The organism is Limnohabitans sp. TEGF004, assembly GCF_027924965.1.
Lineage (GTDB): Bacteria > Pseudomonadota > Gammaproteobacteria > Burkholderiales > Burkholderiaceae_C > Limnohabitans.
Genome location: NZ_AP027056.1, coordinates 1,715,927 through 1,736,002, shown reverse-complemented (window position 1 = coordinate 1,736,002; position 20,076 = coordinate 1,715,927). Strand labels below are relative to the sequence as shown.

Sequence of the window (20,076 nt, the reverse complement as noted above, 5' to 3'; positions counted from 1 at the left end):
GGAGTTTTCTAATTAATGTGATGACGTTCTGTAAAGCTTAGCGGCTTTATCCAGTTCATCGGAGATTTGGTTGCGTAACTTTTTTGGTTCGATTACTTCGGCGTCTGCCCCGTAACGAAGAATGTCTCCCAGTAACTCTCGCTCATCTGAGTAGGGGATGCTGAGAGTGAAGCTGCCGTCAGCTAATAGTTCGGTTCTTTGTTCCGGGTGCCACATTTCGTTTTTCACCCAGTCAGTTCGCTTGGGCGAGAACCTTAATGTGGCCCAAGATGTAGGTCTGCCTCCAAAGATCCCATAGCCGCCGTCAAGCTGCTGGCGCATTGCTTGCAAATCAATATCCTTTGCTGAATTCGTCAGAACTTCACAAGCTGGAATTGCATCTACTGCAAAACTTCGAATTTCTCCTCGCAGGTGGCACCACGCATCCACGTACCAGTTATCTCTGTAGTGGACCAGTTGCTGGGGTGAAATTGTCCGTTCAACGCAGTTTCCGTTTTGCCTATTGAAATGCTGAATTTTGAGTTGTCTGCGCTCGAATACAGCCTTTGCAATCTGTTCAAAGGACTTCAGATGTAGGCGCCGCTTGCCAGCGTGAACTAGCCTTACTCGCTGTGAAAGAGTCTGAGAGTCAATCCCCTTTGAGCTCAGCATGTCATCTAAGCGCTTTTGCAATGGTTTTAGTTTGGGGCCAAGTAATCCGGGCTCAAGTTGATCAAGCATGCTTTGAATAGTGAGCAACGCAAGTATTTCGTCTTGGCTGAACCAAAGACCAGGAAGTTCTTCTCTCGAATCAAGTTGTTCTATTCGATAGCCGCCAAGGTCACGGTCAAATACGATCGGAATGTTGAGTCTGTCCCTCAACTTTGCGATGTCACGCTTGAAAGTCGCGGGGCTTATTTCCAGCTTGGTTAGGATTTCATGACGTGGAACGGCCCGCCGACCTGTAAGTAGGGTCTTGTAGCTGTAGAGGCGGTCAATTTCACTCATGTTTTCTGCTTATTTCGATAGATTATTGGTTATCTGAGATAGCGTTTGTGAGGGCTAGCGACAATTTTTCTCTCCGGCTTAATTTCTTAGGTGCGTACTCAATTCCGAACTCTATTTGTATGAATTTGACCTCAGAGTGAGTTCTTTTTAATTCATTGCTTCTAAATTCTATGTGTGCCTTATCTGAATTATCAGTAATTTGAGCATTAGTTGCCCCTAAAACCATCAAGAGTTCTAGCCAAATTAGTAGGACTGAAAGCAGCATGATCCTCACCTTATAAGTTGTAGCGGGGACAGTTTCCAGAACTAGAGGCTACTGACGTGAGCCTGTAGCCTGTAATTTTGACCAGTAAAACGAGAAATCTCTTCCTAGGCTCATCTCTTGAGCCTTGACCCAATGACACTCAATTCAACAGAAATGGGGAGTGGGTGATGAGATTTGAAGTTTTGGTTGGAAACATCGTCAAACAACTTGATGTTGAGGCAGTGGTCAACTCAGCCAATGCAAATTTGAGACTAGGTTCTGGTGTCGCCGGTGCTATTCATACAGCGGCAGGTCCAAGACTTGAGGAGTTTTGCAAACCGTTTGCCCCACTGGAGCTGGGGAGCGCGCTTATCACTCCTGGATTCGACTTGCCAAACAAATGGGTCATCCACGTTAGGTCTGCGCATTACATCAATAACGCTGAACCAGAGCGTTACATGTCTTTTGCAATTCTTTCAGCCCTTCGAGTTGCACAACAAAACAGCATTAAGTCCATCGCGTTGCCAGCAATCGGCACCGGGATGTTTAAGTTTCCAGCCTTGCTCGCTTCAAGGATAACTGCGAGGGCGCTACATCTGTTTTCAGGGAATAGCAGTCCTATTGAGCTAGTGCGAATTTGTGTTCCTAGTGAAGAAATGCGAGCGCAATATCAATCGGCACTGGAATTAGAAACAGGACTGATTGATGAGCAACAGATCTCGACGTGAACTAGGTCTTCCCATATCAATAAAAACAGAAAGAAAAAGATGACAGCACAAATTCCTGAACGTCTTCGATATCAAGGCGAAGAATATGCAATGTGTACTAATCCACTGTCTGACTATTTTTTGATGGGTGGTGAGTCACCAAATTTTGAGATGACTTGCACCGCACTTTGGAGAGGGTACGTTGGATCGTGGGAGATCGTTGCTGACCGGTTGTATCTGATTGGATTGAACGGCAGTCTTGACGGGGGGCGAAAAGCTAGTCTTGAGACGGTATTCCCTGGATTCAGTCGTCGAGTGTTTGCGCATTGGTTCAGCGGGAAAATTCGCCTCCCACAGGGGCGTCAACTTGAATATGTTCACATGGGATATGGCAGCACTTACGAGCGAGATCTATTGCTGACGATTGAGCGCGGTGTTGTTACACAGCAAACCATAAAACAAAATGGAACTGCAGATCATGATGCTCCAGATGGTTATGGAGTCGCAGCAATGACCATCTTTAGTGCAAAGTCTAAGGAGTAGTCATGAGCTACGTGAATTTGTATTTAGGTTTAGGGCTAATCCTATCTGTCTGGATGTTTTTTGAGAACAAGTGGCATGAAAAGAAAAACGACGATGCGTTGAAAAACATATTGCGATCTACTGCTGTGCAAAAGTCTCACTTTTTAAAAGTTGTAATGAGTGAGTTCATTGCCCCGGTACTGTTCTTCGCTATTGGGGCTGTCGTATGGCCTGGACTTCTTTACCTAAAGTTGAAAGAGCATGGGAGCTTATTTCAACGCGAAAAAACGGGATGGCCGAACGAACCTATTTTTGAAATACAGAGGAAAAACCTAATAGAAAAATTAACCGTCCAAGAGATTGAGGCGCGCGAAATTGTTCGAGATCCTCTTGGTGCCGTGCCTATTGTTCCCTTTGGTCATCTAAACAAAGGGTGGAGAAAATTTCTAGACAGCACTTATAAAGATTTCGAATTATGGAGTTTCTCTGCAGAGTGGGATCCATGGGGTGGTCCTGAGTTCCGAAAAGGATACGTGCAAGTCCATCAAGGTTGGATCGGCTCGTATTTTCTGACGGTTTGCATAGAAATTGAGAAAGCTCCCGAAACCAAATCACTGAGGAAGAGGGCTTAGCATTGACCATCACTAGTCAATGGCAGTCAGCATCAAAGCCTCAAAAAGAGCAAGTTCGATTCAAGGCATGTTTGAAGCGTGGAGGTTTAGAAAATTTGATAAATCTGATTCAGATGAAATTAGGCAAATGAGTTTCTAAATCAACAGAACAAAATTCTTGCAGGCCTTGATAGACTGTAGAAACCCTAATTCTTGATTCAGCGATGACGCCGATTTATCCCCGACTGACGACTCTCATTTCTAGTTTGGATGCAATTCCGGGCGCCCGTCGTGGAAACCCATATCCTGAAGGAGATGGACCAGGCGGTCAGCTTGCTGAGCAGATTCAGAGGTTTCAAGAAAAACCAGAGATTGAAGTCTTGGATTCTTCCATTTTGCCTGCCGACGATAGTGATCGTGATACGGAGCAGGCAACGGCAGGTACGCCAGTTTTTTGGTTTCCTGATGAAGCTGACTCCAATGATGTTCTTCGACAACTCGCCGGGGCGAACGGAAAAGAGTACGAGCGTTTGTCCTTGGTGCGCGGAATTGATGCATTTGGATGGTACATGGGATTTCATCAGCGCCAATACCAGTGGGGCATATATGTCCCAGTGACGGGGGTTGCAGCTTATGCGATGCAGGCTCTTGCTGGGGTGGATATTTCCGCAGAGCAAAAACTCAACATCGCAATGCGTTCAATCTTGGCTCATGAACGCTTTCATTTCGCAGCAGACGTCGGAGTTGCGCAACTCGAACTGGCATTGCAACGTCCTATCTATTGGCCTGCGCGAGATAACAGCAATGCCTGGTCTGAAATTCATCTGGTGGAAGAGCAACTTGCAACGGCAGCTCAGTTGAGAGATCTGCGTTTTGCACGTGACAGCGCTTCGCGCGCCGCAAGTAAGGGGGTGACGGAGCATTCGCGTCTTCTGCCACCCGGATATCGCGACGGCTACAAACTGGTGGGCAGTCGTCACGATTTAGAAGCACGAATGCTTGATCATGGCCAGGCTGTGTGGGAGGCGGCCCTTGGAGCTCCCCCTGCGTATGGGCTTGAAATGCACCATCTCTATCCAGCATTTCGTACGTACGAATTGGCACGCTGTCCTGTGCATGTATTGATGGATCAGGCTAAATATGGGCTAGGCAATTTGCCTTTTTTCCTGATCTGCTCGGTTGAGATTGCAGAAGAGAGCACTGAATTTCTCAAGAAGTTGCGAAAGCTTCCTTCGCATGCTCGCAAGAAGTGGGATAAAACCCGAAATCTGCTGGCGCAATCCACCAGCATTCCAGGCCTTGATTTCAAGCCTTGGCCACCAGGGGGCAGAGATTGTTTTTCGGTTCGGGTCGATCGAACTTTGCGCGCTCACCTTAGGTTTGATAGCTCTCTGACTCGGTGGCTTGCCGAATCGATTGGATTTCATACTGAGATGGGACACGGCTGATCCTTGAATCTGTTGGGGATTCGATAAGGAATTTGCCGCCTTAGATTTATTCGTTCATCGTGTAGTTACAAACTGCGGACAGTAAATTTTTCATTTGAATGTAGGCATTAGGCTGATCTAAGTCACTAGCGCTCGGCGGTCTGAGCGACCTCAATCATCATCACCGGACATTCGACGGCTGCGGCGTGCTAGTCAGAGGCTTCCCGGTAACAGCTAATATCCATGGAGCTATCCAAGCTCTATATAAGGATGAAAGGGAGAGGCCAATGATTTCAATCGGCGACATCTACGATAAGGATATTAATTTTTTGTTCGGCTCAGGCGCCTCGTCTGGCTTACTCCCGACGCTTCAGCTGAAGATGCGGAAAGGGGAGGGCGACACCCGCTACTCGCTTGAGGAACTTGCTAACAATTTTGAGCACGAGGGCGCGAACAATAAGTTGGTGGCTCTATTCATGCACTACTACGCCTCTTGTATCAGGCCTGCGGAGAAGATGACTCTTGAGAGCGCCTCCGCCACGGAGGAAGGTGCAAAGACGATTAACAACTACCGGATCTTCTTGAACACTGCGCTAGAGATGGTAAAGCGTCGCAAGGCGCTTGACAGAAAGTGCAACGTGTTTACTACGAACTACGACGGGTGCTTCCCGCTTGTCGCCGACGCGCTTATCAAAGAAGGGCATACCGACTTTGTGCTTAACGATGGCACTCGTGGGTTCACGAAGCGCATCTTGCAAGCGCGCAACTTTGGGTCCTACCTTTGCCATTCGGGCGTATTTGATAGGTATCAAGCCAGTGTTCCCCAAATCAACTTGATCCATCTGCATGGTTCAGTCTATTGGAGCAAGAGTGGAAACTCGATTCTGGTTAACTACGACTTGTCGGGGCGCGCAGACCTGCTTGACGCAGGTCAAGCTGCAACATTGCAGCCATTCTCCGCAGCGCTCGAGAAGCAGGATACAGAGCTCATAGATTTGCCACATACAGATTTCTCTGACGATGAGATGAATGCCTTTTGGTCGAAGTACAAGGAAATTCCAATCGTCAATCCGTCGAAGTGGAAATTTCATGAGACAGTCTACGATGAGCATTACTACCAAATGCTGAGATTGCTCAGCTACGAGCTTGAAAAGCCCAATGCTGTGCTCATCACATTTGGCTTTTCATTTGCAGACGAGCACATCCTACATCTCGTAATGCGGTCGCTCTCTAATCCTCGCTTGCAGGTCTTTGTGTGTTGCTACAACGCGAGTTCTCACTCAGCCATGGAGGATGCCTTCAAAGGGCATCGCAACGTCAAATGCCTGGTCCTTCCAGACAATCAGAAGATGGACTTTACGGCTTTCAACGAGCAGGTTCTAGCTTGGCCGGATGCATCAGCATCTAATTCTCCAACAGATCTAGCTTCGGCCCTCGCGGAACCTGCGGGCGAGCCTGTTGTGCCTGATGACTTCAAGGACTTGGCATGAGCATCCGTGTTGGGGAGGTAATCGCCATCCATGGCACGAAAGTGGTTCTGAAGATTGATGAGCAATCAAGCAAGGAGACACTTTTTCTAAATGGCGACAAGTACAAAGGCGTTTCCATCCGCGAGTACTTGTCGATCCAGCGTGGCTTTCGCGACATCATCTGCATGGTCGAGGGCGAGTACTTAGACGAGAGCCGAGTAGAAACGGGCAATGGCAAGGCCTCCTTCGTGCGTAAAGTCGAAGCAAGGCCCATCGGGTTCTTCGATCGCAAGGGTTTTACCCAAGGCATCAAGTTCCTGCCCATGATTCAGGACTCGGCGTATCTGTTGACGGAAGATCGCATCAGATCCATTTTCGACCGCAAGTCCGACGGGAGCTTCAAGATAGGGCAAATGCTCAAGGAGGAAATTGCTGTCGGGCTGCCATGGAAACGTCTGTTCAACAGCCACATCGGCATTTTTGGCAACACGGGCAGCGGCAAGTCGAACACACTGGCGAAACTCTACACGGTTCTGTTCGACCAAAAGCTCCCCCACATTGCAGGCAAAAGTCGGTTCGTCGTCCTCGACTTCAATGGCGAGTATGGCAGTGATCAACTCGCGCCTGCTGGGCATAAGAAGGTCTACCAGTTGTCGACTCAGCAGCAACAGGGCGGCGCTGATGAAGGCAACAAGTTCCCGTTAGCTCCAAGCGAATTCTGGGACATCGAGACCCTTGCCCTGTTATTCCAAGCGACTGCCAACACGCAGCGGCCCTTCTTGAGCCGCGTCGTTGCAGGTAGAGCGAAATACGAAGCTCATGAGGGTTCGCTCGCTGCCTATGCCAAGAGCAAATTTCGCCAGTCGTTCTGCGCTGGCGAAGTTAGACCAGCAACGCTCGACCTTATGCGAACAGTAGCGCGGCGCTTGAACAACCAAGTGGTCGAGGCCATGCTCAGCGGAGTCATTTGGCACCAAAAGGTGGGACGGTTCAAGTTCAACGGGGAGTTCATCGACACCGAAGGCGACGACTACGATGCCCAAATTGCACCGATGATTGACACGCTGAGCACTGAAGGCCTTGATGTCTTCGACCAGCTTATTGTCCGCGTCAACCTTCAGCTCATATCAGATCTGAATGCGGGATACGTCCAGTTCGAGCACATCCAGCCACTACTCAAACGGGTGGAGTCTTCGCTAAAGAGTTTGCGCCAAGTGTTGATCATCGGGAACGCCGACGATGACGAGAGAGTGCTGACCGTCATTTCAATGCGTCGGTGCAATAACGAAGTCAAGAAGGTTCTGCCGTTGTTGTTCGCGAAGCACTATTACAACTCTCACAAAAAAATGGTCGTGGCCACACCACCAGACCATACTGTCCACCTCATCATCGATGAGGCACACAATATTTTGTCCGAGCAGTCGACAAGGGAGAGCGAGAGTTGGAAGGACTACCGCCTTGAATTATTTGAGGAAATCATCAAGGAGGGACGCAAGTTCGGCATGTTTATCACGATAGCCAGTCAGCGTCCGGCAGACATCTCGCCAACAATTGTTTCGCAGTTACATAACTTCTTTATCCATCGCCTAGTGAACGACAGGGACCTCTTTCTCATCGACAACACCATCTCAACGCTAGACGCCTTGTCTCGAAGCCTCATCCCAGGGTTGTCTCAAGGGTGTTGCGTTGTCACAGGAACCGCGTTTGAACTTCCTATGGTCATCCAGGTTGATCGACTCCCAAACAACAAACAGCCAGACAGCGAGGATGTTGACCTCGAGAGGCTATGGGGCGAGGAACCTGCTCAAGAGGCACAGGCATGAGAGTCTTTACTAAAGCACACTCGTCAGGGCGAGTGACCGCTTGATCAAGGTTAGCGCGCGTTCGGCCTGTGGTAGCGAAGGACAGCAGTCGCTGCACATCAGTCCTACACACAGATTTGTGGATCTCGGTTCAAATCCATAAATTTAATATGCACAATATCGGTGCGTTTTTGACGTTAAGTTCTTACCGCGCATTACCGCTCCTTTACTATTCATTACTAAGTAGTCGAAATAGAGAGTTCGTAAGTCGTCAACCATCCACCACCATACACAAGGGCTCGGAAAATCTCCGAGCCCTTTTTCTTTGCTTCAAAGCCCTGTATTTGAAACTACAAGTTGTGCAAGGGAAGTGCAGTTTTGTAGCGCACCTGCTTGAGCGCAAAACTGGATCGAATCTTTTCAACCTGCGCGATCGGTGAGAGCTGTTCAAGGATGAAGCTCTCTAAGGCGGGCATGTCAGGAACTGCCACGCGCAAGAGGTAATCCTCATCCCCGGTCATCAAGTAGCACTCCATCACCTCATCGCGCAAGGTGATGCGCTCTTCAAACTCTTGAAGTGCCTGGCGACTTTGTTGCTTGAGGCTGATCGAGATAAACACGTTCAGATGCAGCCCTAAATGCTTGGCTTCAAGCAAGGCGACGTATTGCCGGATCAGGCCGCGTTCCTCCAACGCCCGCACACGGGCTAAGCAAGGCGACGGCGATAAATGAACCCGACGGGCAAGCTCGACGTTGGACAGACTTGAATCGGCCTGAAGCTCTTCAAGAATCTTTAAATCGGTGGCGTCAAAGTTTTTTGTGCTTTGATTCATTGCTTATTCAAAATTAAATGCCATATAAATTCGAATAATGCATGAATTCAACATCAACTGCCATGGCGTATTCCCTACAGTCTTCGCACGAGGAGACATTTGGAATGAACGACATGACCGAGCCACACCATTTCACACCATCAGCAGACATAGACAGCGATCCATCAGAAACCCAAGAGTGGCGTGATGCGTTGTTGTCACTTGCCACAAACGAGGGGCCTGTTCGCGTTCGACACATTCTTGATGAGTTGGTTCGCTTTGCCCGTACGAAAGGCATCGGTTGGCAGCCTGAGTTGAACACGCCCTACATCAACACCATCGGTGTAGATGCACAACCGACGTTTCCGGGCGATCTGGCTGTGGAAGAGCGTCTTGCTTCGCTCATGCGTTGGAACGCGCTGGCGATGGTGGTGCGTGCCAACCAAGCCTATGGTGAACTCGGTGGCCACATCGCCAGCTACGCGAGTGCCGCTGATTTGTTTGAGATGGGATTCAACCATTTCTTTCATGCACGCAATGAAACGCACCGCGGCGATTTGGTGTTTTTCCAACCCCACAGCGCACCCGGTGTGTATGCCCGTGCATTTCTTGAAGGCCGTTTGAGCGAAGCTGACTTGCTGCATTACCGCCAAGAAATCACAGCACCTGCCAGCGGTGCGCGCGGTCTGTCCAGCTACCCGCATCCATGGTTGATGCCCGACTTTTGGCAGTTCCCCACCGGCTCGATGGGCATTGGTCCGATCAGCTCGATCTATCACGCACGCTTCATGCGCTATCTCACACATCGTGAATTGCTGGACTGTGACACCCGCAAAGTCTGGGGCGTGTTTGGCGATGGCGAGATGGATGAACCGGAGAGCATGAGCGCGCTCACGCTTGCCGCCCGCGAAAAACTCGACAACTTGGTGTGGGTGGTCAACTGCAACCTGCAACGTTTAGACGGCCCTGTGCGCGGCAACGGCCGCATCATCGACGAGTTGGAAAAACTCTTTGCAGGTGCGGGCTGGAACGTCATCAAGTTGGTGTGGGGCAGCGACTGGGATGGTTTGTTTGCGCGCGACACGACAGGCGCCTTGGCGCGTGCATTTGCACAAACCGTGGACGGTCAAATGCAAACTTTCGCGGCCAAGGACGGCCGCTTCAACCGCGACAACTTCTTTGGCCAGAACGAGGAACTCGCTCGCTTGGTAGAGGGCATGACAGATGAACAAATCGATAACCTCAAACGAGGCGGTCACGACTTGGTCAAGATTCACGCGGCTTACGCAGCGGCTGCGGCCCATACAGGTCAGCCGACCGTGATCTTGGCGCAGACCAAGAAAGGCTATGGCATGGGTTCTGCGGGGCAAGGCAAGATGACCACCCACAGCCAAAAGAAATTTGATGAGACCGACTTGATCGAGTTCCGCAACCGATTCAACCTGCCTCTGAGCGACGAACAAGCGAAGGGTCTGGCGTTTTTCAAACCCGCAGAAGACAGCGCGGAGATGCGTTACCTGCGTGAACACCGAAGCGCATTGGGCGGGGCCATGCCCAAACGCGAAACCGCTTGCGATGTGGTGCCTGTCCCCGCAATAGACAGCTACGCGCAGTTCGCCCTCAAGGCGGATGGCAAGGAGATGAGCACCACCATGGCGTTTGTTCGCATGCTTGGCACGTTACTGAAAGACCCCACATTAGGCCCACGCATCGTGCCCATCGTCGCTGACGAAGCGCGCACTTTTGGTATGGCCAATTTGTTCAAACAAGTTGGTATTTACAGCAGCGTCGGTCAGCGCTATGCGCCTGAAGACATCGGCTCTGTGCTCTCTTACCGCGAAGCCTTAGAAGGACAAATTTTGGAAGAAGGCATCAGCGAAGCCGGTGCAATTGCCAGTTGGACGGCAGCAGCCACCAGCTACAGCGTGCACGGCATGGCCATGCTGCCGTTTTACATTTATTACTCCATGTTCGGCTTCCAACGCGTGGGTGATGCGATATGGGCAGCTGCCGATCAGCGCGCCAGAGGCTTCTTGTTGGGTGCAACTTCAGGCCGCACCACCTTGGCGGGCGAGGGCCTGCAACACCAAGATGGCAGCAGTCACTTGGTAGCTGCCACCATCCCCAACTGCAAGGCCTATGACCCAGCCTTTGCAGGTGAACTGGCGGTGATCGTTGACGCGGGCATGCGTGAGATGTTGGTGGAGCAGCAAGACGTTTTCTATTACGTCACGCTCATGAACGAAAACTATGCCAACCCCGATTTGCCAGAAGGCGCAGCCGAGGGGGTATTACGCGGCGGCTACCACTTTGGCAGCTATGGACCTAAGGCGGGGCAACGTGTGACCTTGCTGGGCTCGGGCGCCATCTTCACTGAAGTGGTGCTGGCCGCGCAGCAACTTGCTGAGCGAGGCATCGGGGTGGATGTTTACAGCATCACCAGTTGGAGCGAGTTGGCCCGAGATGGCATGGCGCACGAGAGCGATGGCGATACGCCTTACTTGGCCCAACTTCTCAGCCACAGTTCAGGCCCAATCGTGGCTGCGACCGACTACGTGCGAGCAGTGCCTGAGAGTGTTCGCGCTTATGTGCCTGCAGGACGCACGTACCGTACTTTAGGCACAGATGGTTTTGGGCGTAGTGACACGCGCGCGGTGCTGCGTTCGTTTTTTAATGTGGATGCTGAAAGCATCCTGGCTCGCGCATTGGCTGAGTTAGATGCGAGTGTCTGAGCCCTTTTGACAACGATTAAGCCAATTCGCTCATCCAATAATCCGAGCCGCGTGCGAACGCTTGTTCAGTTAAAAAATCACAGCATGCTCTGATGCGCGCTAGGTTGTGGGTGTCAGGGTGTGTGATGAGCCAGTACGCACGTGTCAGATGAATCTCCGTCGGCAAAACACGTGTCAGCACAGGTGACTGTCGTGCCATGAAGTGAGGCAAAACACCCAGTCCAGCACCGCCCTCAATCGCCGTCAATTGGCTGATGACGTTAGAGATGTGTAGCCTTGGTTGGATGTTGCGGTCCACCATGGGTAAGTAATCCAGCTCCGAAGTCCACATCAGATCCTCGACGTACCCGATCCAACCGTGTGCGAGCAAATCTTGTCGCGTGGTAATCGGTGCGTGCGACGCCAAGTAGTTGCGGCTGGCGTAAACGCCCAATCCAAAGTCAATGAGTTTGCGTGCATAGACGCGACCTTGGTTGGGTCTAGCCATGCTGATGGCAATATCGGCTTCGCGCTTGGACAGGCTAAATGACCGCGGGTTGGCCACCAGTTCAATGTTCAGGTCTGGATGTTTGTGGCTCAGATGTGCAAGCTGCGGGGCGAGGAAATAGGTACCAAATCCCTCGGGCGTCCCCATCCTCACGTTGCCTGTTAATTTCGATGTGTCCGCGTGTAGTCGTGCACCCATGCGAACCGTCAGAGACTCGATTTCTTCCGCATCACCCAGCAATGCTTCGCCCTCTGGTGTCAGGGCAAATCCCTCCGGTCGTCGCTCAAACAGCTTGACGTGCATCGCGTCTTCGAGTGCGCTGATGCGACGACTCAGTGTCGAGTGGTCAACCCCCATGCGGCGTGCGGCAACGGTGAGTCGACCCGCACGCGCCATGGCGAGAAAGGATTGCAAGTTGTTCCAGTCAAAGTTGCTCATGTGAATTTGTGCACAGACAGGTTGAGAGAATACATATTCTCGTGCAAAAAAATGTGATGTATCTTCGCGCTCAGTTGTTCAAAGCGTAGAAAAACCAAAGGAGATAGGCATGTCGTTGATTCAAAAACTCAAGAAACGCGCGGCTGAGAGCCGCCCCGTGCGCGTGGCGGTCATTGGTGCTGGCAAGTTCGGCTCGATGTACCTGTCACAGGCACCGCGCACCCCTGGTATCCATTTGGTCGCTGTCGCTGACCTGTCGCCCGACCGGGCGCGTGCTTCGCTGGCGCGTGTGGGCTGGGAGTCTCCTCGCTTCGCGGCCACCTCGCTGGCGCAAGCTGCCAAAGACGGCAGCACATTCATCACAGACGATGCGCCTTCGGTCATTGCCAGCGACTATGTGGACATCGTCATTGACGCCACGGGTAGTCCTGCCGCTGGCATTGCGCACGCTTTGTTGTGCTGTGAGCATCGCAAGCACATCATCATGGTGAACGTGGAAGCCGATGTGTTGGCTGGGCCGTTGTTGGCGCGTCGCGCCAAAGAGGCGGGTATCATTTATTCGATGGCCTCTGGCGATCAGCCTGCCTTGATTGCAGAAATGGTGGACTGGGCACGCACCATTGGCATGGAGGTGGTGTGCGCTGGCAAGGGCACCAAATACCTGCCCATCTACCACCAGAGCACCCCCGATACCGTCTGGGGCCACTACGGCTTCAATGCAGATCAGGTGGCGGGCGGGGACTTCAATGCGCAGATGTTCAACAGTTTCTTGGACGGCACCAAGTCCGCGCTTGAAATGGCAGCGGTTGCCAATGGCTGCGAGCTGACGCCCCCCAAAGATGGTTTGTACTTTCCGCCTTGTGGTGTTGATGATTTGCCGCACATCCTGCGTCCGCGTTCTGACGGTGGCATCTTGGCGCAAAAGGGCATGGTGGAAGTGGTGTCCTCAATTGAGCGAGATGGTCGCCCCGTTTTCCGTGATTTGCGTTGGGGCGTGTATGCGGTCTTTGAAGCGCCGAGCAAATATGTGATGGATTGCTTCCAGCAATACGGCCTCAAAACCGATTCGACGGGGAAGTACGCGGCGATGTACAAGCCCTATCACCTGATCGGTTTAGAGCTGGGCATCTCAGTGGCGAGCATCGCTGTGCGTCAAGAGGCAACGGGCGCAACCGGTGAGTGGCGCGGCGATGTCGGCGCGACAGCCAAACGTGCGCTTAAAAAGGGCGAAAAGCTGGATGGTGAAGGCGGCTTCACGGTCTACGGCAAGTTGATGCAAACCGAGGACTCTTTGCGACTGAATGCCTTGCCGATTGGCTTGGCGCACAACATGACTCTCAAGCGCGACATTGCGGCTGGCGAAGTCGTGACCTGGAATGACGTGGCGTTTGACGCGACCCAACAGGCCGTGGCTTTTAGACGCGAACAAGAGGCGGTGTTTCGCCAAGAAATGAAAGCTTGACCTTTCTGAAGTGACCAACAACCGCCTTCAGTGACGATCTATCCCAGCTCGTTTGGGGTTTTGGAAGCGGGTACATTGGTTTCATACGTTAGAGCTGCGCATCACGTTTGGTGCCCGCTGGTAAGACACATTCAAGGAAGAACCATGCCCCGTTTTGCTGCCAACCTGACCATGATGTATTCGGATCTGCCTTTTCTCGAACGTTTCGAGGCCGCAGCGAAGGATGGTTTCAATGCTGTGGAATATCTTTTTCCTTATGCCTATCCCGCTGTTGAATTGGCAGCACGCCTCAAAGGCAACGGTTTGCAGCAAGTGCTTTTCAATACCCCGCCTGGTGGCATGACCTCAGATGATGCGCAGCGTTGTTGGGAATTGGGAGATCGTGGCACAGCATGCCTACCCGGACGTGAGGCTGAGTTTCAGGCCGGCTTGTCGCTGGCGTTGGCTTATGCGGAGGTGTTGGACTGTCCTCGCATCCACGCCATGGTTGGTGTACGCCCCGCAGATTTAAGTGCAACGCAGGCAGACCAAACGCTCATTGACAACCTCAAGTGGGCCACCGAACAAGCTGCCAAAGTGGGTTGCGACTTGATGATCGAGCCCATCAACCCGCGGAGCATTCCTGGCTTTCATTTGCAACGCCAAGACCATGCGCATGCCATTCTTGATTCGGTGAACGCACCGAACTTAAAAGTGCAGATGGATCTTTTTCATTGTCAAATCGTTGAAGGCGATCTTTCAATCAAGATCAGTCAATATCTGCCCACAGCTCGGGTGGGGCATTTTCAGATCGCGGATGTACCTAGCCGTCACGAGCCAGGTACAGGCGAGGTCAATTGGGCTCATGTGTTCGCGCTGATTGATCGCATCAGCCTCGACACCAATTGGAATGGCTGGATTGGTTGTGAATACATACCAGCCGACACAAGCAGTGGCGGGACTTCGCGTGGTCTTGACTGGCTGCTCAAATCAACGGCCTGAGGGCTTGCGCAGTTTGTTGCAGCAAAGGCAGCCAGCGCGTTGCTAAATCTGGTGCGTTGGGGGCTGCGCCTGAACGCACCAAGTTCAGCGCAGCCACCGTGTCGCCACGCTGATTGCGCAGCGGTACAGCCAAAGCGTCAACCCCTAATTCATGCTCTTGTGTCGCCAAGCAGTAATCTTGCTTGGCGATGCGCTTGAGTTTTTGTTTCAAGTCTTTCACCTGTGTGGCGGTGTGTGCCGTTAAGCGACTCAATGGATTGGCCTCTAGCCATGTTTTCATCTCTGGCGGTGTCAAGTTGGCCAGCAGCACTTGCCCCGTTGATGTGGCATGCGCGGGCAAGCGTGTGCCCACATGCAGGCCGTAGGCCAGCACGTGATGACTGGCCTTGATGGGCAAGTCTGGTCCTTGCCAAATACCTCTTGCCACGATGATCACCGCATCGTTTTGCAGCACCGCGACAGAGCACGACAGTTGCGTGGCCAAGCTCAGCTGATGCAAGGTGGGCTGAACCGCGCGCGGCAATCGAGCACCTGACAAATAACTCCCCGCAAACCCCAGCACTTTGGCGGACAACCAGTAATACTGACCATCGGTTTCCAAATATCCCAAGTGGGTGAGTGTGAGCAGATGCCTGCGTGCGGTTGCACGGGTCAGGCCGGTGCGTTGTGCTGTGAGCGTCGCGTTGAGGCGTTGGCGCTCGGTGTCAAAACTTTCTAACACGGCCATGCCACGGGCCATGCCTTCAATCCAGTCAGCTTTGTTCATGGTGCTTCGTTGTGGGTAGGTTGCGCGATGATCGTGCAATCATTCTAATCACCGCGCATGATTGCCTGTTGGACTTTGCGTTAAATCAAATACGCCTTTAATCTCACGGCACTTCTAAACACACAAGGATTTGAGACATGCGTACACAAGTGGTGATTGTGGGTGCGGGCCCTTCGGGTTTGTTGTTGGGGCAACTGCTGCACAAGGCGGGCGTGGATGCCATCATTTTGGAACGTCAAAGCCCAGACTACGTGCTGGGCCGCATCCGTGCGGGCGTGCTGGAGCAAGTGACCTTGGACGTGTTGGCTCAGGCGGGCGTTGACCAACGCATGAACAAAGAAGGCTTGGTGCATACCGGCTTTGATTTGCTGTTCAAAGGCGAGCGTCACCGCATCGATTTGGCTGGCCTCACAGGCGGTCAAAAAGTGATGGTCTATGGCCAAACCGAAGTCACCCGTGATTTGATGGATGCACGCCAAGCGGCTGGCTTGACCTCGATCTACGCAGCCGACGATGTGCAGATCCACGACTTTGACAGCGATCACCCCAGCGTCAGCTACAGCAAGGACGGCAAAAGCCACACCATCTCGTGTGACTTCATTGCGGGTTGCGATGGCTTCCACGGTGTGTGCCGTGCCAGCGTGCCGCGCAAGTCGATTCAAGAGTTTGAAAAGGTGTATCCCTTCGGCTGGTTGGGTGTGTTGTCCGACACGCCGCCTGTGCATGAAGAATTGATTTACGCCAATAGTCCGCGTGGTTTTGCTTTGTGCTCGCAGCGCAGCCTCACACGCAGCCGTTACTACTTGCAAGTGCCGCTGACCGACAAAGTGGAGCAGTGGAGTGACGACGCGTTCTGGGGTGAGTTGCGTAACCGCTTGGACCCCGAAGCGTGCGATAACTTGGTGACAGGCCCAAGCATTGAAAAAAGCATTGCCCCTTTGCGCAGCTTTGTGACTGAGCCCATGCGCTTTGGCGCGTTGTTTTTGGCAGGGGACGCCGCCCACATCGTGCCACCGACAGGTGCCAAAGGTTTGAACTTGGCCGCCACCGATGTGAAGTATTTGTCGGATGCACTGATTGAGGCGTGTGTCGAAAAATCACACGCAGGCATCGACCATTACTCCACCCGTTGTTTGGCGCGCATCTGGCGTGCAGAGCGCTTCTCTTGGTGGTTCACCAGCTTGATGCACCGTTTCCCAGATCAAGGCGAGATTGGTCAGAAGTTCCAAGAGGCTGAGTTGGATTACCTCATCCACAGCGAGTCAGGTTCGCGCACGGTGGCTGAAAACTATGTGGGCTTGCCTCTGAATTTCGGCGAATAAGCTCAGCAGAGCCCCAATGAAAAAGCCTGATGGGTCAACCATCAGGCTTTTTTCAGTTCAAGAACTGTTGTGTGACCTTACTTCGCTGGCAACATGTGTTGCGCGAAAAACGTCTTCAGTTCATGGCGTGCATTGAGCGGGAAGATACCTGCCACATACTGATCTGGGCGCACGATCACGATGGCGCCGTCCTGATGGATTTCGCGATCGCGGAAGATGTCGCGCCCATGGCCTGATGCAAAGATCTGATTCACATCGACAAGACCAAACGGTGTTTTGATGGGCTTGAAGACTGCAGGCACATCGCTTGGTTCCACCTGGGTGTAGTCTTGTTGGTAGACCACCTTGGTGTCAAAAATGGCATCTGTGTCGCTGTTGTGCGGTGTGTACTTCACGCGAGGTGACTCTGCGTCGTTCAGCCACCATTGTGCGAAGTCGGCTGTGGGTGTACCTGAGTTTGCCGGTGCTGCGCCATCTGCAAACACATACACACGCCAGCGGCCATCGGCCTCATGCAAGTGGCCCAGGTGGCGCCAACGGTTGTCAGCGCGTCGCATCACCTCGGTGGATTTGAAGCGTTTACCAATCGGGAAACCTGTTGCCAAATCTTGGTGTTCAAGGCCTGCAACGATCTGGTTCTTGGGGTACTGCGTCATGAACCCCATGGGGAACTCAATTGTTTTCTCGTACCAACGCGCCAAGTCTTGCGGGTCATCCCATTCTTCGACAGGGCGGGCCATGAGTGTGGACCACTCTTTGTCGAAGTTGATGAGGTCTTGTGCAATCACGCGACGCTCGGACGAATACGTGTCGAGCAGTGATGCCGGTGCACGGCCTTCAAGCACCGCCGCGAGTTTCCAAGACAGGTTCCAGCCGTCTTGAATTGACACGTTCATGCCTTGGCCAGCTTTGGCCGAGTGTGTGTGACACGCATCGCCCATGATGAAGGCACGAGGATGCTGCTCACCGATGCGATCCGCAGGGACGTTGTCAAAGCCTGTGGTCACGCGATGTGCCACTTCGTAGACCGACCACCAAGCAATGCTCTTCACATCCAAGGTGTAGGGATGCAAGATGGCATTGGCGCGACGGATGATTTCGTCCAGACTGGTTTTGCGAATTTCACCCGCATCGTTCTCATCGAGGTTGCCGAGATCAACGTACAAGCGTGAGAGGTAACCACCTTCACGAGGGATCAACAGGATGTTGCCTGCGCTGTGTGACTGAATAGAACACTTCACCTGAAAGTCTGGGAAGTCCGTGTTGCACAACACGTCGATCACGCCCCAGGCATGTAGTGAGGCATCGCCTTCTAGTTTGTGTCCGAGTGCGGTGCGCACGTTGCTGCGTGCACCATCGCCGCCAACCAAATATTTGGCCCGCACGGTGCGCACTTCGCCTTGGCGTGGGCCTGCGATGTATTTGATGCGAGCCGCCACTGGGTAGTCATGGCTCTCGTCAATTTCTAAGTCAACAAATTCAACGCCGTAATCGGGCAGGACTTTGCCTGGTGCTTGTTCTGCATAACCCAAGAAGTAATCCAAGACACGTGATTGGTTCACATAGATATGTGGAAACTCACTCACGCCATGGGCGTCATCGGGCACGCGCGAGACTCGCACAATGTTTTCGGGGTTCTTCTCATCGGGCTTCCAAAAACACATCTCGACGTTGCGGTAGGCCTCATCCACGATGGCATTGGCAAAGCCAAATGCTTGGAAGGTTTCGACTGATCGGGCCTGAATGCCGTCCGCTTGTCCTTGTGTCAAACGGCCTTCGCGTCGCTCGATGGCGCGCACGTTGATGCTGGGGAAATGGGCGAGCTGTGCCGCAACGGTCACGGCGGCGGGGCCTGTGCCAACGATGAGCACATCCATCTCATCAGGAATCTCTGTTGGGCGGTTGATGCCGTGGCCGGCGGCCGGTTTGATGCGGGGGTTTTCTGAAACGTAACCGCGATGGTGGAATTGCATGAGTGGTCTCCTTTGTCTCTATAATTGCAACATAATGTCAAATATAGAGATAGTCTAACCGAGGCATGACATTCAACGCAAGCATTCAATGGGTGACCTGATGACAAAACTACAAACCGTGAATTCCCGTGAGTCCAAAGCAGATGGCGGCTCTCAGACCTTGGCGCGAGGTCTGACTGCGCTAGAAATCATTGGCAGCGTGCCTGAGCCCATCAGCGTTGCGGCGCTGTCGCAGCAGTTGAACATCCACCGCTCCATGGGCTACCGCCTTGTCAAGACGTTGGAACAGAGTGGCTTTGTCGAACGCGATGTGTCGGGTGGACTCATCGTCGGTTCTAAGCTGGCCATCCTTGCGCGTGGCGTTGCCAAAGACTTGCGTTCGGCAGCAGCCCCTGAACTCGCAGCCATTGCCGAGGCGTTGGAGATGACTGCTTTTTTGGTGGCCTATGACGGTGAATTCGCCGTGACGTTGAGCAGTGCAGAACCTAAAAACTTAGAGACAACCTTGGGCAAGAAGCCAGGTAGCCGACATGCCGTGGGTCAGGGGGCGCCGGGCAAGGTGATTCAGTCGCTGTTAAAGCCAAAAATATTCCCACCGCAACCGTTTGAGGTGAGTGAAAACGAGGTGATCCACGGCATTGCGTCCATTGCGGTGCCCCTGCATCTCTCTAGTGGTCAGCCCGCTGCGATTGCGGTGCTTTACATACCGCACAAGGTGAACGTGGCCAAGGTGGCCAAGGCGCTCACGGCGGCAGCGAATCGCATTTGCGCGGTGATGGGCTAACCGTCAGTCGCCGATTTCTTCGTGGCTGTCGAGGTTTTGCAGCAAGGTGTCGAGCGTGTCATACACCTGCTGCAATTGCTTGACGCCCACTTTCTTTTCAAGCTCTAGGTATTCGCGCTCGATGATGGGGGCAATGCTTTTACCCAACTTTTTTGTGGCTGCTGTGACGGTTACTTTGACGCGTCGCTGATCGTGTTCCATGCGTTCACGTTTGATCAACCCAGCTTCTTCCATGCGCATCAGAACCCCGGCAATGCTGGGGCTGGAAATCAAGCAACGCTCGCACAACTGACGAGGTTCCAAGCCATCTTCGTCCAGCAGTACACGCAGAATTCGCCACTGCTGCTCGGTTACGCCGTGCTGATTCAGCACAGGGCGAAAACGGCTCATCAAGGCTTCCCTTGATTGCAGGAGGAGGTGGGGCAAATTCTTATGCCGAAGCGGGCTTTTCATTGGTTTAAATCAGGTTGACCGAGCGAACTGTACCGAATTCAAGACGAGCCTGAGGATTGGGCGGAAGGCAATCTAGGGATAACACCGGTGAAAAAAT

18 protein-coding genes are annotated in these 20,076 nt (G+C 52.7%); 11 read left to right on the top strand and 7 right to left on the bottom strand.

Going from position 1 to position 20,076, the window contains the following annotated elements:
• Positions 1-12 precede the first annotated feature (12 nt).
• On the bottom strand, positions 13-987 hold the full coding sequence (locus tag LINBF2_RS08270; RefSeq protein WP_281888119.1) for a WYL domain-containing protein: 975 nt from the start codon (positions 985-987) through the stop codon (positions 13-15).
• A 22-nt stretch (positions 988-1,009) separates the two neighbouring features.
• Positions 1,010-1,252, bottom strand: coding sequence for a hypothetical protein (locus LINBF2_RS08265; protein WP_281888117.1), 243 nt, complete (start codon positions 1,250-1,252; stop codon positions 1,010-1,012).
• 167 nt (positions 1,253-1,419) lie between these two features.
• Here LINBF2_RS08265 and LINBF2_RS08260 point away from each other — a divergent pair, with 167 nt between their 5' ends.
• The 6 genes from LINBF2_RS08260 (at position 1,420) to LINBF2_RS08235 (ending at position 7,790) form a co-directional block, all read left to right on the top strand.
• Positions 1,420-1,959 carry a macro domain-containing protein gene (locus tag LINBF2_RS08260; protein WP_281888115.1) on the top strand — a complete coding sequence of 180 codons (540 nt, stop codon included), beginning with the start codon at positions 1,420-1,422 and terminating at the stop codon, positions 1,957-1,959.
• A 39-nt stretch (positions 1,960-1,998) separates the two neighbouring features.
• On the top strand, positions 1,999-2,481 hold the full coding sequence (locus tag LINBF2_RS08255; protein ID WP_281888113.1) for a hypothetical protein: 483 nt from the start codon (positions 1,999-2,001) through the stop codon (positions 2,479-2,481).
• Between the two features lie 2 nt (positions 2,482-2,483).
• Complete coding sequence (locus LINBF2_RS08250; RefSeq protein WP_281888111.1) at positions 2,484-3,092, top strand: hypothetical protein; 609 nt, start codon at positions 2,484-2,486, stop codon at positions 3,090-3,092.
• 203 nt (positions 3,093-3,295) lie between these two features.
• Positions 3,296-4,519, top strand: a complete 1,224-nt coding sequence (locus tag LINBF2_RS08245; RefSeq protein ID WP_281888110.1) for a hypothetical protein — start codon at positions 3,296-3,298, stop codon at positions 4,517-4,519.
• A 266-nt stretch (positions 4,520-4,785) separates the two neighbouring features.
• Positions 4,786-5,988 (top strand): SIR2 family protein, encoded by a 1,203-nt coding sequence (locus LINBF2_RS08240; protein ID WP_281888108.1) that lies wholly within the window; start codon positions 4,786-4,788, stop codon positions 5,986-5,988.
• The gene (locus tag LINBF2_RS08235; RefSeq protein WP_281888106.1) at positions 5,985-7,790 is read left to right on the top strand and encodes an ATP-binding protein; all 1,806 of its coding nucleotides are present in this window, start codon (positions 5,985-5,987) and stop codon (positions 7,788-7,790) included. The genes LINBF2_RS08240 and LINBF2_RS08235 overlap by 4 nt, the downstream gene beginning before the upstream one ends.
• Positions 7,791-8,119: 329 nt before the next feature.
• Here the strand turns inward: LINBF2_RS08235 and LINBF2_RS08230 are convergent, their stop codons facing one another.
• On the bottom strand, positions 8,120-8,602 hold the full coding sequence (locus LINBF2_RS08230; protein WP_104801075.1) for an Lrp/AsnC family transcriptional regulator: 483 nt from the start codon (positions 8,600-8,602) through the stop codon (positions 8,120-8,122).
• 104 nt (positions 8,603-8,706) lie between these two features.
• Between LINBF2_RS08230 and mdeB the strand changes: the two genes are divergently transcribed.
• Positions 8,707-11,313: an alpha-ketoglutarate dehydrogenase gene (gene mdeB, locus LINBF2_RS08225; RefSeq protein WP_104801076.1), complete on the top strand. Its 2,607-nt coding sequence runs from the start codon at positions 8,707-8,709 to the stop codon at positions 11,311-11,313.
• A 16-nt stretch (positions 11,314-11,329) separates the two neighbouring features.
• Here the strand turns inward: mdeB and LINBF2_RS08220 are convergent, their stop codons facing one another.
• The gene (locus LINBF2_RS08220; RefSeq protein WP_281888102.1) at positions 11,330-12,238 is read right to left on the bottom strand and encodes a LysR family transcriptional regulator; all 909 of its coding nucleotides are present in this window, start codon (positions 12,236-12,238) and stop codon (positions 11,330-11,332) included.
• 109 nt (positions 12,239-12,347) lie between these two features.
• Between LINBF2_RS08220 and LINBF2_RS08215 the strand changes: the two genes are divergently transcribed.
• Positions 12,348-13,700, top strand: coding sequence for an SAF domain-containing protein (locus LINBF2_RS08215; protein ID WP_281888101.1), 1,353 nt, complete (start codon positions 12,348-12,350; stop codon positions 13,698-13,700).
• A gap of 144 nt (positions 13,701-13,844) precedes the next feature.
• Positions 13,845-14,681 carry a 2-oxo-tetronate isomerase gene (gene otnI / locus LINBF2_RS08210; protein WP_281891308.1) on the top strand — a complete coding sequence of 279 codons (837 nt, stop codon included), beginning with the start codon at positions 13,845-13,847 and terminating at the stop codon, positions 14,679-14,681.
• Here the strand turns inward: otnI and LINBF2_RS08205 are convergent.
• Positions 14,665-15,447, bottom strand: coding sequence for an IclR family transcriptional regulator C-terminal domain-containing protein (locus LINBF2_RS08205; protein ID WP_281888099.1), 783 nt, complete (start codon positions 15,445-15,447; stop codon positions 14,665-14,667). The genes otnI and LINBF2_RS08205 overlap by 17 nt on opposite strands.
• A gap of 137 nt (positions 15,448-15,584) precedes the next feature.
• Between LINBF2_RS08205 and pobA the strand changes: the two genes are divergently transcribed.
• The gene (gene pobA / locus LINBF2_RS08200; RefSeq protein ID WP_281888097.1) at positions 15,585-16,769 is read left to right on the top strand and encodes a 4-hydroxybenzoate 3-monooxygenase; all 1,185 of its coding nucleotides are present in this window, start codon (positions 15,585-15,587) and stop codon (positions 16,767-16,769) included.
• A gap of 77 nt (positions 16,770-16,846) precedes the next feature.
• On the opposite strand, the gene LINBF2_RS08195 is transcribed toward pobA, so the two are convergent.
• Complete coding sequence (locus tag LINBF2_RS08195) at positions 16,847-18,742, bottom strand: FAD-dependent monooxygenase (RefSeq protein WP_281888095.1); 1,896 nt, start codon at positions 18,740-18,742, stop codon at positions 16,847-16,849.
• Between the two features lie 100 nt (positions 18,743-18,842).
• Here LINBF2_RS08195 and LINBF2_RS08190 point away from each other — a divergent pair, with 100 nt between their 5' ends.
• Positions 18,843-19,526: a helix-turn-helix domain-containing protein gene (locus tag LINBF2_RS08190; RefSeq protein WP_281888093.1), complete on the top strand. Its 684-nt coding sequence runs from the start codon at positions 18,843-18,845 to the stop codon at positions 19,524-19,526.
• Positions 19,527-19,529: 3 nt separating this feature from the next.
• Here LINBF2_RS08190 and hpaR read toward each other — a convergent pair whose 3' ends face one another.
• Entirely contained in the window at positions 19,530-19,979 is a 450-nt protein-coding gene (gene hpaR / locus LINBF2_RS08185; protein WP_104801083.1) for a homoprotocatechuate degradation operon regulator HpaR, read from the bottom strand.
• Between the last annotated feature and the right edge of the window lie 97 nt (positions 19,980-20,076).

Bases quoted from the DNA above. Each gene is read 5' to 3' on its own strand.
- LINBF2_RS08240 (WP_281888108.1), top strand. From the start codon at position 4,786: ATGATTTCAATCGGCGACATCTACGATAAGGATATTAATTTTTTGTTC.
- LINBF2_RS08250 (WP_281888111.1), top strand. From the start codon at position 2,484: ATGAGCTACGTGAATTTGTATTTAGGTTTAGGGCTAATCCTATCTGTC.
- LINBF2_RS08245 (WP_281888110.1), top strand. From the start codon at position 3,296: ATGACGCCGATTTATCCCCGACTGACGACTCTCATTTCTAGTTTGGAT.
- LINBF2_RS08195 (WP_281888095.1), bottom strand. From the start codon at position 18,742: ATGCAATTCCACCATCGCGGTTACGTTTCAGAAAACCCCCGCATCAAA.
- LINBF2_RS08270 (WP_281888119.1), bottom strand. From the start codon at position 987: ATGAGTGAAATTGACCGCCTCTACAGCTACAAGACCCTACTTACAGGT.
- LINBF2_RS08220 (WP_281888102.1), bottom strand. From the start codon at position 12,238: ATGAGCAACTTTGACTGGAACAACTTGCAATCCTTTCTCGCCATGGCG.
- hpaR (WP_104801083.1), bottom strand. From the start codon at position 19,979: ATGAAAAGCCCGCTTCGGCATAAGAATTTGCCCCACCTCCTCCTGCAA.
- LINBF2_RS08190 (WP_281888093.1), top strand. From the start codon at position 18,843: ATGACAAAACTACAAACCGTGAATTCCCGTGAGTCCAAAGCAGATGGC.
- LINBF2_RS08255 (WP_281888113.1), top strand. From the start codon at position 1,999: ATGACAGCACAAATTCCTGAACGTCTTCGATATCAAGGCGAAGAATAT.
- LINBF2_RS08265 (WP_281888117.1), bottom strand. From the start codon at position 1,252: ATGCTGCTTTCAGTCCTACTAATTTGGCTAGAACTCTTGATGGTTTTA.
- LINBF2_RS08215 (WP_281888101.1), top strand. From the start codon at position 12,348: ATGTCGTTGATTCAAAAACTCAAGAAACGCGCGGCTGAGAGCCGCCCC.
- LINBF2_RS08260 (WP_281888115.1), top strand. From the start codon at position 1,420: ATGAGATTTGAAGTTTTGGTTGGAAACATCGTCAAACAACTTGATGTT.
- otnI (WP_281891308.1), top strand. From the start codon at position 13,845: ATGCCCCGTTTTGCTGCCAACCTGACCATGATGTATTCGGATCTGCCT.
- pobA (WP_281888097.1), top strand. From the start codon at position 15,585: ATGCGTACACAAGTGGTGATTGTGGGTGCGGGCCCTTCGGGTTTGTTG.
- mdeB (WP_104801076.1), top strand. From the start codon at position 8,707: ATGAACGACATGACCGAGCCACACCATTTCACACCATCAGCAGACATA.
- LINBF2_RS08230 (WP_104801075.1), bottom strand. From the start codon at position 8,602: ATGAATCAAAGCACAAAAAACTTTGACGCCACCGATTTAAAGATTCTT.
- LINBF2_RS08205 (WP_281888099.1), bottom strand. From the start codon at position 15,447: ATGAACAAAGCTGACTGGATTGAAGGCATGGCCCGTGGCATGGCCGTG.
- LINBF2_RS08235 (WP_281888106.1), top strand. From the start codon at position 5,985: ATGAGCATCCGTGTTGGGGAGGTAATCGCCATCCATGGCACGAAAGTG.